Source organism: Mucilaginibacter sp. PPCGB 2223 (assembly GCF_001705515.1).
Lineage (GTDB): Bacteria > Bacteroidota > Bacteroidia > Sphingobacteriales > Sphingobacteriaceae > Mucilaginibacter.
Genome location: NZ_MDJS01000001.1, coordinates 425,541 through 439,280, shown reverse-complemented (window position 1 = coordinate 439,280; position 13,740 = coordinate 425,541). Strand labels below are relative to the sequence as shown.

Annotated in this window: 8 protein-coding genes; all 8 read right to left on the bottom strand. The window is 47.7% G+C overall.

The features are described from left to right. Genes BEL04_RS01705 through BEL04_RS01670 form a run of 8 tightly spaced genes read right to left on the bottom strand, consistent with a single transcriptional unit; the run spans position 1 to position 13,719 of the window. The gene (locus BEL04_RS01705; protein ID WP_065999513.1) at positions 1 to 1,395 is read right to left on the bottom strand and encodes a S9 family peptidase; all 1,395 of its coding nucleotides are present in this window, start codon (positions 1,393 to 1,395) and stop codon (positions 1 to 3) included. 4 nt (positions 1,396 to 1,399) lie between these two features. Continuing rightward, positions 1,400 to 2,509, bottom strand: coding sequence for an exo-alpha-sialidase (locus tag BEL04_RS01700; protein WP_254659507.1), 1,110 nt, complete (start codon positions 2,507 to 2,509; stop codon positions 1,400 to 1,402). A 39-nt stretch (positions 2,510 to 2,548) separates the two neighbouring features. Next, positions 2,549 to 5,323 carry an alpha-L-rhamnosidase gene (locus BEL04_RS01695; protein ID WP_065999508.1) on the bottom strand — a complete coding sequence of 925 codons (2,775 nt, stop codon included), beginning with the start codon at positions 5,321 to 5,323 and terminating at the stop codon, positions 2,549 to 2,551. Then, positions 5,320 to 8,115 carry a glycoside hydrolase family 2 protein gene (locus BEL04_RS01690; RefSeq protein WP_065999506.1) on the bottom strand — a complete coding sequence of 932 codons (2,796 nt, stop codon included), beginning with the start codon at positions 8,113 to 8,115 and terminating at the stop codon, positions 5,320 to 5,322. The genes BEL04_RS01695 and BEL04_RS01690 overlap by 4 nt, the downstream gene beginning before the upstream one ends. A gap of 1 nt (position 8,116) precedes the next feature. Beyond that, positions 8,117 to 9,559: a sialate O-acetylesterase gene (locus tag BEL04_RS01685; protein WP_065999503.1), complete on the bottom strand. Its 1,443-nt coding sequence runs from the start codon at positions 9,557 to 9,559 to the stop codon at positions 8,117 to 8,119. After that, complete coding sequence (locus tag BEL04_RS01680; RefSeq protein ID WP_065999502.1) at positions 9,559 to 11,400, bottom strand: six-hairpin glycosidase; 1,842 nt, start codon at positions 11,398 to 11,400, stop codon at positions 9,559 to 9,561. The genes BEL04_RS01685 and BEL04_RS01680 overlap by 1 nt, the downstream gene beginning before the upstream one ends. A gap of 19 nt (positions 11,401 to 11,419) precedes the next feature. Continuing rightward, positions 11,420 to 12,340 carry a glycoside hydrolase family 43 protein gene (locus BEL04_RS01675; protein WP_065999496.1) on the bottom strand — a complete coding sequence of 307 codons (921 nt, stop codon included), beginning with the start codon at positions 12,338 to 12,340 and terminating at the stop codon, positions 11,420 to 11,422. Continuing rightward, positions 12,337 to 13,719, bottom strand: a complete 1,383-nt coding sequence (locus BEL04_RS01670; RefSeq protein WP_065999494.1) for a glycoside hydrolase family 140 protein — start codon at positions 13,717 to 13,719, stop codon at positions 12,337 to 12,339. The genes BEL04_RS01675 and BEL04_RS01670 overlap by 4 nt, the downstream gene beginning before the upstream one ends. Positions 13,720 to 13,740 lie beyond the last annotated feature (21 nt).

The window sequence follows — 13,740 nt, the reverse complement described above, 5'->3', positions numbered from 1 at the left end:
TCAATGCCCTGTCGACTTGTTAAACACCTTCTGTATCTCATCAAGCCCGTGAACGGCATTAGCGGGCAAACGCTCACCTTTATCGCCAAACACATATAAAGCCTTTTCAGGTTCGATGGCGCTTTTTGTTTCGTCTACTTCCCCGTCGGCACCCTGTACAGCCTTGATATCCAGTTTTAAATATTTCGCCATAAAAGCATAAACCGCTTTTCGTTTATTAATCCCGTAATCGTGACCTTCGGTCGGCAGGTGCACATTAGTCACCAGATCCTTTTTGCCGTAAAAGCCATAAGTTCGCTGCAAAAACGGGAATTCAATTTCAGGGACGTTCGCAGTCCAGTCCTTACCGTCCGATACGATCAGTTGAGGTTTGGGTGCTACCATAGCTGCCAGTTCCACATTATTCGTCCCGCCAACGCACAGGTGCACCGGCATCCCGCTTTCGGAGTGCGAACCGCCATAAAACGCGCTCGACAACATTACCACCGGCGCACTCACTTTAAAACGATCATCCAGCGAAGCCAGCAGCATGGTTTGACTGCCACCGCCTGAAGCCCCGGTAATACCAACCCGCTCCGGGTCGGCATCTTTCTGCGCAAGCAAAAAATCGAGCAAACGGATACCGTTCAGCGTTTCGATACTCATGGCGATGCTGCGGTTATGGTCGGCATCTTTAAACTGCAGCAGCGATTCGCCCCAGGCAAACAGATCGTAACTCATCGCCATAGCGCCCATGCGCGCAAACGTGGCGCAAAGCTTTTGCTGATCTTTGTTATAACGCCCGTGCTCAAAATGTCCGTTTGGCGATAAGATAACCGGCATCTTACCGTTGCTTTTTGCCGGGCGATAGATCGACCCGCAAACGTAATATCCCGGCAAAGTCTCGATAGCTACGTTTTGAATGGTATAGCCATCCATTAGCCTTAGGGGAGTAAAAATGGGTTTTGAGTTGGGCTTAGCCGGCAGCGGCGACAATTGCAAAGCGCTATAGGCACACGCGCGTAATTCGGTTTTTCGTTTTTCCCAGCCTGCCTGGTCGTTGTAAAGAGATGACAGGTAAGTCAGCTCTTCCTTCCCATCCTCAACCGACCAGCGCGGGTAGTCAAACTTGCGCAAGCTATACACACCTGCTTTCAGAGTATAAGAGATATCCAGTGGAGTAAGGATGTTATTCAACGTCTTATCAATATTACCCGGGCGTACACGCCAGTCGGCAAAGCTCACCACCTGCCCCTTCACAAGGTTTTCGTCGAACTTGATCTGTACATGAAAACGCGCCTGCACCTCGGTCAACACCTGCTTCAGCGGCTTTTTCAGGCTATCATCAACAGATACCTGTGCCATGCTCTTACAAGCAGCAACCATCAGAAAGATTATGACACTTATCTTTTTCATGCAATTACATATCAGATACCGGGCCGCTCACTACAGGCGCTGTATAACCGGCAACCTTTGGCCACTCTCCGTTCACAATTTCTTTTAAAAGCAGTTTTTTAGGATCGATCACCACGTGTTTGATCTTTTGCCTTCTCCAGGTATACACAAAATGCACCAGGCCATCTTTTGTCTGTATCACTGCCGGGTATGAGTACTGGCTTATGGGCGAATCTTCTAAGATCAAAGCCGCGTACCAGGTTTTACCATCGTTCGAAATAGCTACATTAAGCGGGGTACGCGCACCTTTAGCTTCTTTGCCCGGAGGCAACACATGGTTATAAACCAGCAACTGGCGGCCATCGACTAAAGTTACCGCGTCGGTACCCGAGTTATTGTTAGGCAAACTTGTTTTGGTTAATGGCGACCAGGTTACCCCGTTATCGCCCGACCAAGTCTCGAGTATCGCCCTGTCTCGGCTACGGCACAGCGCCTGGAGCTTTCCATCTTTATGAAACAGGATGCTGGGCTGTATAGCACCTGTCGCGCCATCGCCTTTGGCTAAGTCGGCGGTCTTTGTCCAGGTTTTGCCATTATCGGGCGATAATTCAAAATGCACGTTCCAGCCTTTATCTTCGGTACTCGTCGGGCAGATAAGCGTTCCGTTTTTCAGCAATACGGGCTTGTTTTTGATCGGGCCCAGGAAACCAGCAGGCAAGGCCTTTTGCGCCGACCAGGTAACACCGCCATCGGCCGAGGTTTTCATAAAGCCCTTCCAGGTACCGGGGCTTGGGCCTATCTTGTAAAACAACATCAACTCGCCGTTGGGCACCTGGTACAATACCGGGTTCCAGCAGGGGTAACGCAGCGTATCGTTCTGTATACCGTCGGCTACGTTTTGCGGGGCTGTCCATTTGCCGTTCACGTGCCGGCAAACCCAGATGCATACATCGGGGTTACGCTCTTTGGTCCCGCCAAAAAATGCAGCCACCAAACCTGTTTTTGTTTGTGCGATAGTGGATGCATGGCACTCCGGGAAAGGTGCCTTATCATACAAAAACTCATCAACCAAAATGCCTTTACGCCATGGATTTGTCTGTGCAAATACCACATTTACAGCATGACAAAATAGCATAGCTGTAAAAAATAAAATTCTTTTATAATTCATATTCAATTATATATGCGATTTAAATGAATAATCACCTGAATTAACACGATATACTGCCCTACCGGCCTCCATTTTTACAAAATGCACGTCAGGATTGCCTGTCAAACTCTTGCCCGACTCGCTAACACCCGCCGCAGAAGTTGCCGGAACATAGATCAACGCTTTCGTATTTGCCGGCACACTGATCTCCCAGCTAAAGCTACTCCCCTCTTTTTTCCAATTACTTTTAACCATCCCGCTAACAGATTTGTACGACGCATTGACGAAAGTCAATCCGGCAACCGGCTCTGGTTTCATCACCAGTTTATGGAAGCCCTGTGCACTTTCGGTTTTGATCCCGGCAAGGTTTTCGTAAAACCAAACCAGCAGGTCGCCTAACAGCATCACGTGGTTTTGTGAGTTCATTTGCGGAGCTGCGGTGTTACCATTCCAAAGCTCCCAAAAGGTAGTAGCGCCGTTCTTCACCATATAACCCCAGCTCGGGTAGTCGGTATTGGAAGCAATACGATAAGCAATATCCGCACGGCCATTATCAGTTAGCATCCGCATTAAAAATTGGGTACCGATAACCCCGGTACTGATGTGGCCTTTGTTTTCGATCAGTATTTTATCGGTAATGTTTTTAAATACGGCTTTCCTATCCTCAACAGGCACCATGCCGAAGTATAACGGCAACAGGTTTGAGGTTACCGAGTTATTGCTGTAGCGTTTGGTTTTAGCATTAAAGAAAGTTTGATTGAAAGTGGCTTTGATCTTACTGGCCATGGCATCGTATTCGGCTATATCCCGACTTTTACCAGCCAAACCCGCAAAACGCTTCATCAACGTCAACATCCGGTAATAATAGGCCGTGGCTATCAAATGCCCGTCGGTACCGCGCAGGGTATCTTTGGAATGTATCAGCTCCGGTGATTCAGGCGGAACACACCAATCGCCGTATTTATCCTTGGTCAGGATGTTATCTTTAAGATATTTATCGCGCATGTAGTTCATCCATTTTTTCATGGATGCATAATGCTTTACGATGGGCTCTTTATCGCCATATTGGTCGTACAGCATATCGGCAACAACCAGGTAGGTAGCGGGCCAGGTAAAATCTTCGCTGTAATAGTTCCAGTACGCCGGAGCTACGTCACACAATTGGCCTTCAGGTTTTTGAGATTGTTCAATATCATCCAGCCATTTAGCGTAAAAACTATCGTTGCCGTAAACAAAACTTTCGCTGTACGAACCTGTAGCATGGTCGGCCAGCCAGGGCATGCGCTCGTTGCGCTGCGGGCAATCCAGCGGCATGCCTTTATAATTGGCACGGATACCCCAATAAGCGTTTTTGTAGATCTGGTTGATCAACGGATTCGATGTTTCGAACGAGCCTACATTTTGCAGGTCATCATTAACCACCTGGCCTTCAAAATCTTCAATTTTAGGCACGCCCGGGTAACCAACTATCTCCACATACCTGAAGCCGTGATACGCAAAGCGCGGATGCCATTGTTCTTCGCTCCCACCTTTTAAAGTATAAACGTCTGTCGATCGGGCATCGCGAAGGTTGGCTACATACAAATCACCATCGCTTTTAGTAGTTTCGGCAAAGCGCAACTCAACACGCTGCGCTTTATCGCCCTTTACATGCATGTTGATCCAGCCTGCCATATTCTGGCCCATATCGATCACATAATTGCCATTAGCTATTTTGGTGATGGCTTTAGGTTTAATGGTTTCTACAACACGTACCGGCTCGTTCATCTGTGCACTCATGTAGCCGCCGGGAACATCAACCACTTCGGGTTTTATCCATGCCGAAGCATTATACCCGGTATTTGTCCATCCGGTCAGTTCTTTATTCGCATCATATTCCTCGCCATCATATTCGTTATTGCTGCGGATCGGGCCGTCACCGGTGAGTTTCCAGCTATCATCGCTGGCTACAATACTGTGCGAACCATCAGCGTATTCAATATCCATCTGCAACAGCATTTTAGGGTAGCCAAAGGTTTTAATTTTGGCCGGCTTATAATTTTGGCGCATGGTAAAAAAGCGGCCGTTTCCCAATATGGTACCGATAGCATTACTGCCCTGTTTCAATTGCGCGGTAACATCATAAGTATTGTATTTAACCGATTGCGTATAATCGGTCGGCGCGGGCGCTAAAACCTGGTCGCCAATACGGCTGCCATTAATGTATAGCTCATAATACCCCAGGCCAGAAACATAAACCATCGCTTTCTTTATCGCTTTCGCGGACGAAAACTCCTTCCTAAAATATCTTGCCGAAAGACGCGAGAACTTAGATACGCTATCCCAGGCAAAAGCGTGGTCATACCCTATCCATTTGGCTTGCCAGTCGGCAGGCTTTAGTAAACCTACGCTCCAGTGCTGCACTTCGCTCCAGGCTGATTCGCCTTTATTGGTCCAAATCCTTACTTTCCAAAAGTATTCGGTGCCGCTTTGCAGCGGTTTGCCTTTATAGCTTACCTGTATCGATTGATCTGATTTAACAACGCCAGAGTCCCAAACGTTGCCGGTATTGTCAGATAGTTTTTCGGCAGATGACGATACCAACACTTGATAGGCGATCTGATCGGTACCGCGAACATTGGATGTGATCTCCCAGCTCAAGCGTGGCTGCAGGGCATCGATACCTTCGGGGTTAACCAACAACTCGCAGCGCGGGTTTTGTATAGCGATGCCCGTTGCATCCTGTGCCCGGAAGGAAAACAAACAAGCACCGCTTAAAAGCAGTGCAAATAATAGCTTGTATGGTGTCTTGTTCAGTTTCATTTGCCCGAAAAATCAAAATACAGGTCCATACTCAGCGCAGCATCTATATTCTTGTAATAATCAAAATACTTATTCGGAGCTCCCTGCGGCCCCAATTTTTCCGGCTTTTGCGATTTGGTACCGATAGCCGTTATGCCATTCATAAACGAAATATCTCCCGAAGGGAAAGCCGGTGCCGTATTGTAAACCTTTTTAGGCGCGGCCGGTGTAAACAGGCGCATAAACACATCCCGGTTATCGCAAACAATAGTAATTGGCTGGCCGGTGGTTTTCAGCTTCATCCAATATAAATTAGAGTAGTAACCTTTAAACTCAGGGTACTCCATCCCCGGTTGCCCGGTGATGGTATTGTTATAAGTTTTATCCCAAACGTTTAGCGTAACACCCTTCAGGCGGTTTTTCCAAACGTGGTAAGGCCCATCGCCCATATATTCAACGCCTTTAACATCCTTTTCAGGATAATTGAAGCTAAAACCGAGCAAATTGCCTTCTTCACCTATCGGCCAGTATTTTACATTGAGTTTTATCCAGCCCGACGGATAGATCGTCCAGCTTAAACCGGCCTCGGTAGCCTTCTTTTCGAAAATGGCTTCTATGATCAAATTTTCGCCATCATAACGATAGCTCAATTTTTGAAAACCTGTTTTCTCGGCGCCCTCGGCCAAAACCGGCCCGTTATTGAACGGGATATTACCTTTTTGATTTTTAACACTTACCAGGAGGCCAGAATTACGGTTAAACTCCGCTTCGATACCGTTTACGGCAACTTTGTAAAGCGAATCAGTTTCTTTAATAGTTGGTTTGGCTGCGCCTTTAGTTTCGATAATACGTTTTGTGATCTTTTCATGGCTGCTTATCGGGTAACTCCAGGTAAACAGTTCGCGTTTATCGGGGCCGTAGGCGGTTAGATACATCACATCGTAATGCTGCCAGCCTTGCGGAAGATTAACCTGCAGGTTACCAAACTGACCGGGAGCCACGTCAGGCGCAGCAATAGCACCCGTTTCGGCAGGGTATTTCACCGTTTCGCCGGGGTAGGTCAGCATCGCCAGTTTATATTTAAATGTACATTGTTTGATATTGGTGTACAGGTAGCGGTTTTCAAAGTGTAGATGTCCGTCAAATTGTGGTGTGATATCACGCGGCTCCAGGTGTATCGGGCACCATATCTCTTTAATGGCGTAATAGCTCCCTTCTTTTTCGCGATACGGGCCTACGATGCCATCCGGTGCATGGTCGCCATCCGAATCCAAAATGCCGCCTTTATCGGTACGCACCACATCCTCATCCAGAAAGGCCCAGATAAAACCGCCTGCCGAGATCGGCGTGCGGTACATCAGTTCCCAAAAATCGTCTAACCCCGCACCTGCGCCGCCGTCATATAAACCATGCAAAAACTCGGTCGGGAAGAACACATCATGGCCGTGCAGAGCTGTGCCTGTGCCGTAGTCGTAATTGATGTAGTGATTGGTGTTGATACCTTTAAAAACGGCCCAGGGGTGTATCACCGGGCGTTTTTGAGGGTCGTTGTCCGGAAAAAGATGATCGAGGTCAAAATTAAAGCCGCTTTCGTTACCGTTATCCCAAACGACGATCGACGGGTGGTTAACATCACGGGTAACCATCTCCTTTACCAGTTTTGAGCCGGTTGGCGTATCATAGATACCATGCCAGCCGGTTAGCTCATCCAGTACGAACAAGCCCAGCGAGTCGCACACATCCAAAAAATGCGTATCAGGCGGGTAATGCGACATGCGGACAGCGTTCATGTTCATATCCTTGATCAACTTCACATCTTCGATGCTGATAGTTTTATTAACCGCCCTGCCGGTAGTCGGCCAGAAAGTATGACGGTTTACACCTTTAAATTTGATCTTAACATTGTTGACATAAATCCCATCGTGTTCACGGAACTCAACCGTGCGGAAGCCAAAACGCTGTTTGTAGGTATGTATAGCTTTGCCATTGCTGGTGAGTGTAAACACCACATTATACAGGTTTGGAAACTCGGGCGACCATAATTTTGGCGAAGTGATATTACCCTGCAGATGCGCTACCATATCACCTTTGTTTATCTTAACACTAAAAGGCTGTCTGAATTTTTGCCCCGCAAGGGTATAAACCTGTGCGGTTACCTGGCTGTTAGCCGATACATCCGCTAAAGAAACATTAGCCATAATCCTGCCGCTTGCCAGGGCATTAACGGCAACAGTGCTGATATGCTGCGGCGGCGCGGCCTCCAGGTAAACCGGGCGGTAAATCCCGCCGAACACCCAGAAATCAGCCTTGCGTTCCGCATTGTTTACCGACGCATTTGCTGAATACTTATCAACCGTAGCTTCAAGCAGATTGCTTTCGCCGTATTTAAGCAGTTTAGTGATATCGTACTTAAACCGGTAAAACGAGCCCTGATGGATTGCTCCCGCCGACTCACCGTTGATCTTCACCCTGGTATCTGTCATCGAGCCTTCAAAAACGATCTGCACGTTTTTTCCTTTCCAGGCTACGGGCACTTTAAACTCGTATTTATATAAACCCTGTTCGCGACCTTTGGTACTATCCTTATCCAAACCATAATTGTATTTGCCAAAGCCCTGTAGTTCCCAGTTCGAGGGAACGGGGATGGTCGTCCACACGCCCGAGTGCATGCCACCGGTACAGTAAAAATGCCAGTTTACGGTATGATCGCTGCCGGTACCCGAGAGGTAGAGCTTTTGGGTTTCCTGTGCTTTTGAGCTGAAAGTTAAAAGCACCAAGCATAAAGCCAATATTTTAGTAGCGATGTATCTCATATCAATTTGGGCTGAACTTTATGGGGTTATTGGTGCGGAACGGCGCTGCTGGCAGCCCATCTTTGTTGAATAAATTAGGCTGAGCATCCTCGCTCCAGGCAAAGCGTACAGCAGCCGGATTAGTCACCTCGGGCGATGACACGATCACTTTATTACCATCAATAACCGCATCGGCTTTTACGAACTTACCATCAGCGCCCGCTATGCTAAACCAGGTAAGCGGTTTGCCATCTTTACTTGCCAAGCCTTTGCCAACGTTGGCAAATGTAAGTTCGATGGTGCTGCCCTTTATCGCCATGGATTGGTATACCGGCCCAGAATACACAATATTTTTATTATAACTTTTCGCCAATGCCAGCAGGGCAAGCCTGCGGCCTACTTCCCACTTATAAGGCGGGTGTAGGTTGTGGATGTCATCGTTCAGGTCGGTTGTGATGATCATGCCTGTATTTGGTATTTTAAGCGCCGCCTGTTGTACCTCCCAAAATGCGGGCAGGCTTTCGGGTGTGATAACCGCGGTGCTCTTCATCTGTGAGTAGTAGTAAGGCACTATTTCGACATAGTAGAACGGCAATGCAGCATCATTCCAGGTTTTACGCCAGGAGTTGATGAGTGCGTTCATCTTATGATCATAGATCACATCGTCGGTCATGTTGGCCTCGCCCTGGTACCATAAAAAACCCTTGATGGCAAAAGGTGCTAAAGGTTCGATCATGGTATGATAGAACTTGCCGTCGGCTTTTGAGTTAATGCCGGTTAAACGAAAGTATGGATCAGCAGTAAATACCTCGTAAGGCGCCCATGGTTCGATGGCGCTGCCACTGATGGCTGCGCAGATGATACCTACAGGCACTTTAAGTTCCTGGTTCAGTTTTTTGGCGAAGAAATAACCTGCCGCCGAAAATGACCGCAGCGCCGAATCCTGGGTAGCCGACTCCCATTTGGCCAGGTAATTACCGGTTGTCTTGAGGTTTTTCTGGTTTACCCAAAACAGGCGGATGTCGGGGCTATGCGGCCTGTCCATTTCATCAACAGGCGAGTTTTTATCCAGGCTATCGGGTTTGCGCACTTTGCTGTTCTTGCGCATCTCATACAGCATGTTCGACTGGCCCGAGCATAGCCAAACCTCCCCGACCACCACATCATGCAAAACAATGGTATTGGTACCCTGCACAGTAAAATCGCGACCTTTGACCGTTGCTTTCAGCACATCGAGCATCACCTGCCATTTGCCCGAAGTATCGGCAACAGCTTTTTTGGTTTGACCGGCAAATTGCACCGTAATCTGTTCTCCAGCGGCAGCCGTGCCCCAAACCGGCACTGGTTGACCTTGCTGCAGCACCATGCCACTGGTAAATACGCGCGGCAAAACAACTTCGGCGTGTAGAGTTGGCACGAAAAATAGCGCAAGCGCCAAAAAGAGGTATGATTTATAATTACGCATTAATAGTTTTTAGTTGTTAAACCTTTAATATAAAACACTGCCGGTTTATCTTTTTCGCCGCCGTTGGGCAAATCAAAATCCTGATCGGTTGGTGTATCCGCATTCGGGAACCTGCGTACCCCACCAGTACGGAACACGATCCTTTTTACGGTGAGCACCGGGGCAAAAAACAAGCTCGGAGATAAGTCTTTCCCATCTATGTTAACCGTGTAAAAGCGGGTATCGGTATGCAGTTTTACTATGATATGATAAGGTTTATCAGCCTCGTATTTTTTAATCAGGGTTTTGTTGCGGTAGCCTGCTTTGGCGATAAATGCACCTGTCGAATCAAAAGTTAAGCGGATAGCTGCATCACCCTTACCATTTTGAAATTCAATATCCAGCATACCATTGGTATTTTGGCCGGGCACTACCGTAAAATCGGCTACTAACTTCTTTGACTCAGGCACTACACGTTCGGCACGGGCATAGTCAAACTTATCTTCGTCGTGCAGGGCCAGCGCTTTGGTGCCATCGGCCATCTTTTCTATCTGTACCTTTGCCCATTGCGGGCTGAAAGTGTTCCATTTATCCAGTTCTCTCCCGGCAGGCATCGTGTTAAAATCTTCATTGGCATGCGCATCGGCCATATCCGTAACCGGCACAGGGATGGACGACACCCAGATATCCTCCTTATTCATACTATAAGTTACCCAAAGTTTGCCATCGGGTACCACACCGTTACCTTCTTCAATACCGCGCACATACTGCGGCCCGTACGATTTATAGGCGCCGCCATAACGCATGGTCGATATTTCGCCGTTTACCAATAGCAGGTTAGTGTATTCTAAACCGTCCTTACTGGTTGATACACCCAGCGGCCAGCGAAATTCGGACGGGTTATAAACCGTGGCATATTTACCGTCGGATGTTTTTTGCCCCCAGATTTTAGCATTGCTGGTCACAATCCTCGGCGCCCTTACAACTGCGCCCCAGGTTTTGCCTTCGTCTTTGCTGATCGATGTCAGGCCGTTCTTCCACAAACCGACAACCCTGCCATCGGGCAAATGGTAAAAATTAAAGGCTTTGTAATCCTTGTGCAAAGGTATCAGCGGGTCTTTCCGGTCGGTTTCTTCGGCCCATTGCATCATCATTAAAGGCGTTGCCATCAACTCATCGCAAGCCTGTACAAAACCTTTGTCCTTGCTGGTTTTATAGAACGGATACGAGGTGTTTTTTTCGTTCCAGGCCGGGTTATAATGTAAAAAGTAGATCGGCCCGTATTTGCCATCGGGTAAAACTTCGCGTACTACCCTGCCGATACCTAAACCATCGTTAGGATCATCATGCGGTTCGAGGCATATCCCATAAAAACCCAACACCAGCAGACGTTTTGATTTAGCCTGGTAAAAGCCCATGCGCTGGTGCATTACCGAGTACAAGTCTTTAGCCACCGTTTTAATGCCGGGCTTGGTAGTACCGTCGGGTATTTTGTATTGCGGGAAAACAACTTCGGGTTTCGACCAGTTTTGCCCGTCTTTCGAGGTAATCACCAGCGTTTGGCCGGGTGGTACGCTTTCGCCTACCTTATCGCTCAGGTACTCAACATAAAAAGTATTGTTCCAGTAGCTTAGCATCGGCGCGTGGTTATAGGTAAAGCCAAAACCATCTGCCCATTCAGGGTGCTCGCGGTTTGCCCGGAAGATCTGCATGCTATGCACCCCTATTGCCGGACTTAACTGCCCGTGGTGATAATCCACATTAACCACCGTATTGCCGGTATAATGCACGGTATCCTGTGCCTGCGCGTTAAACGCAAACAAAACCGGTATTAACAATAGCAGTTTAAAGTTCTTCTTCATAAATAATAGCGCAGGCCGTTTAGTTGGCGATCTGCTGTTTTAGGTTATCCAGTACCTTTTTGCTGACTTTAAAAATGGTACCATGCTTATGCCCTTGCGGGATGTTGATCTCGCCGGTTGCATCGGTAAAAGTTACGAAATCCTGAGTCTTAACCGCACCAAATTTTTTATCGCGGTAAGCATCATAATAAATGAGCCAATCGTTGCCCGCGTGCGCTACTGATGGGCCCTCACTAAACAAAGGCGCTACCGGTTTCGAGATATTGGTATACGGTCCAAGCACGTTTTTGCTGAAGCCCACTTTAATATCACGTTCCGGCCGGGTATTGTCCTTCATCACCAGCACATAATCGTTTCTGCCGCGCTGCACAATGGTGGCGTCGATCACGCTGAAACCCGGATCTAAAAATAGTTTGGTAGGTGCGAATGTTTTAAAGTCGGTAGTGGTGGTATAATATAAGCGGTGATTGTTATTCTCATCCTCCTGCCCTTTCGCAAAACGACCGGGGACACACGATGCAAATACGATAACGAATTGTTTACCTTCATCATCATAAAACAACTCCGGCGCCCAGGCGTTGATGGCGGTCGGCTCATAAGCCATTACGGGGATGTGTTCTTCTTTCGACCAATGGATCAAATCGGGCGAGCTGGCGTAACCGATGCTCTGGTCATTTTTCCAGCCGGTTGTCCACACTAAACGAAATATTCCGTCAGGTCCCTGGCAGATCGAGGCATCACGCATGATCTTTTCGGTGCCTACTTCAGGTTTAATAAAAATATGGTTCAGGTCTGTCCAATGGTACGCGTCAAAGCTGTATAGCAGGCGCAGGCCCTCATTGGCCGGTTCGTGAAAAGAACTGTACATGTACACATTCTTTTTTGCTTTGCAGGATGCAAACAGTACAGCAGCTAATATGATGAACCCGAAATGCCTCATATCTTATCTAAAATTAAAACCCAGTCGTTGCCGTCTTTCACCTCGCCGGGTGGGTTAAACCCGTGCGTGCCGGTGTTGGCAAAACTGCCGATGGTTTTGGTTTCGCCTGTCCGCGGGTCGTACCAGGAAGCTTTTACTTTAGTACCTGCTATCTTACCCATCACAACCGGGATATTGCGACCGTTGTAAGTATAGATAAAGGCGTAATCCTTACCCCGCGTAGCCAGCAGGCGGTTATATCGTGTACCTTGTTTTGCAGCTACGATCAGACTTTGATCGGGAACACGTTCAAAATACGGTCGCGACAGCATCAGCTTTTTAACGTATTGCATCTGCGATGAACCGGGATCGTTAATAGCGTCAAACCAAAGGGCTTTTGCGCCATAAGCGCTGCCTTTGGCATGGGGCAGCAAAAACTGCATCACCGAGTTATTGCCATAGGTAAAACCGCAGCCACCCGCAAAAACCGACCAGTACGCATAACGGCGCACATCTGCATCCGTCCACCTTTTCTGTGTGGTGTCATGCAAGCCTTGCGGGATGCCTTCGTAACTTGGTTCGGCATCAAGTGTGGGTTTTGCCGGTATTTTTTTATAATCAACGTTTACATATTTCCAGTTATCCTCGCCGTATTTAAAATCATTTTTAGAGGTATCTTGTTTGTAATTACGGTGCCCCGACTGGAACACATTAAAGCTTAGCCAGCTTTGATTGTGGAACCAAATAGACGATTGCGTGCGGCCCCGCGGGTGGAAAGTTTCGATGTGCGACGGATCGAGCTGTTGTAAGGTTGAACCGATAGCATTCCAAACATCCATATTCTGGCTGCCTGGGATATCGCCGCCGTTCATCCAGATAATATTTGGCCTGTTTTTATAGCGCTCTGCTAAAAATGCAGCGTAAGTTTTTGCTTGTGCCACAGTTACATGGTGCGATTTTACTGCCGAGCCCCAAACCGGAACCATCGCAATATAAATCCCTTTGCTGGCCGCCAGGTCAACTATATAATCTACATGATCCCAGTAATCATAGGTTTTATCAGCAAGCGAAGTCCCATTCATTATCCTTGGAGTAGCTACGTTTTTGTTGATCAACGCCGAATCGCCGTAGGCATCTTTGATACCCAGATCGTGCAGCACCATTACCTGTATCACGTTAAAACCTTTTGCAGCACGGTCGGTCAGGTACTTATCTGCTTCTTCGCGGGTCAGTTTTTCGAACAACAGCCAGCCGGTATCGCCTAGCCAAAAGAATGGTTTACCATCCGATGTGGTAAAGTAGCGGTGGTTAGCCGATATTTTTAAGCGTGACGGTGTTTGGGCATTGACACCAATGCACACTAAAATTAAAAGTAATATGCCTAATATCTTTCTATACATCTCTTTATACAAATTGTCATT

Bases quoted from the DNA above. Each gene is read 5' to 3' on its own strand.
- BEL04_RS01705 (WP_065999513.1), bottom strand. From the start codon at position 1,395: ATGAAAAAGATAAGTGTCATAATCTTTCTGATGGTTGCTGCTTGTAAG.
- BEL04_RS01700 (WP_254659507.1), bottom strand. From the start codon at position 2,509: ATGCTATTTTGTCATGCTGTAAATGTGGTATTTGCACAGACAAATCCA.
- BEL04_RS01695 (WP_065999508.1), bottom strand. From the start codon at position 5,323: ATGAAACTGAACAAGACACCATACAAGCTATTATTTGCACTGCTTTTA.
- BEL04_RS01690 (WP_065999506.1), bottom strand. From the start codon at position 8,115: ATGAGATACATCGCTACTAAAATATTGGCTTTATGCTTGGTGCTTTTA.
- BEL04_RS01685 (WP_065999503.1), bottom strand. From the start codon at position 9,559: ATGCGTAATTATAAATCATACCTCTTTTTGGCGCTTGCGCTATTTTTC.
- BEL04_RS01680 (WP_065999502.1), bottom strand. From the start codon at position 11,400: ATGAAGAAGAACTTTAAACTGCTATTGTTAATACCGGTTTTGTTTGCG.
- BEL04_RS01675 (WP_065999496.1), bottom strand. From the start codon at position 12,340: ATGAGGCATTTCGGGTTCATCATATTAGCTGCTGTACTGTTTGCATCC.
- BEL04_RS01670 (WP_065999494.1), bottom strand. From the start codon at position 13,719: ATGTATAGAAAGATATTAGGCATATTACTTTTAATTTTAGTGTGCATT.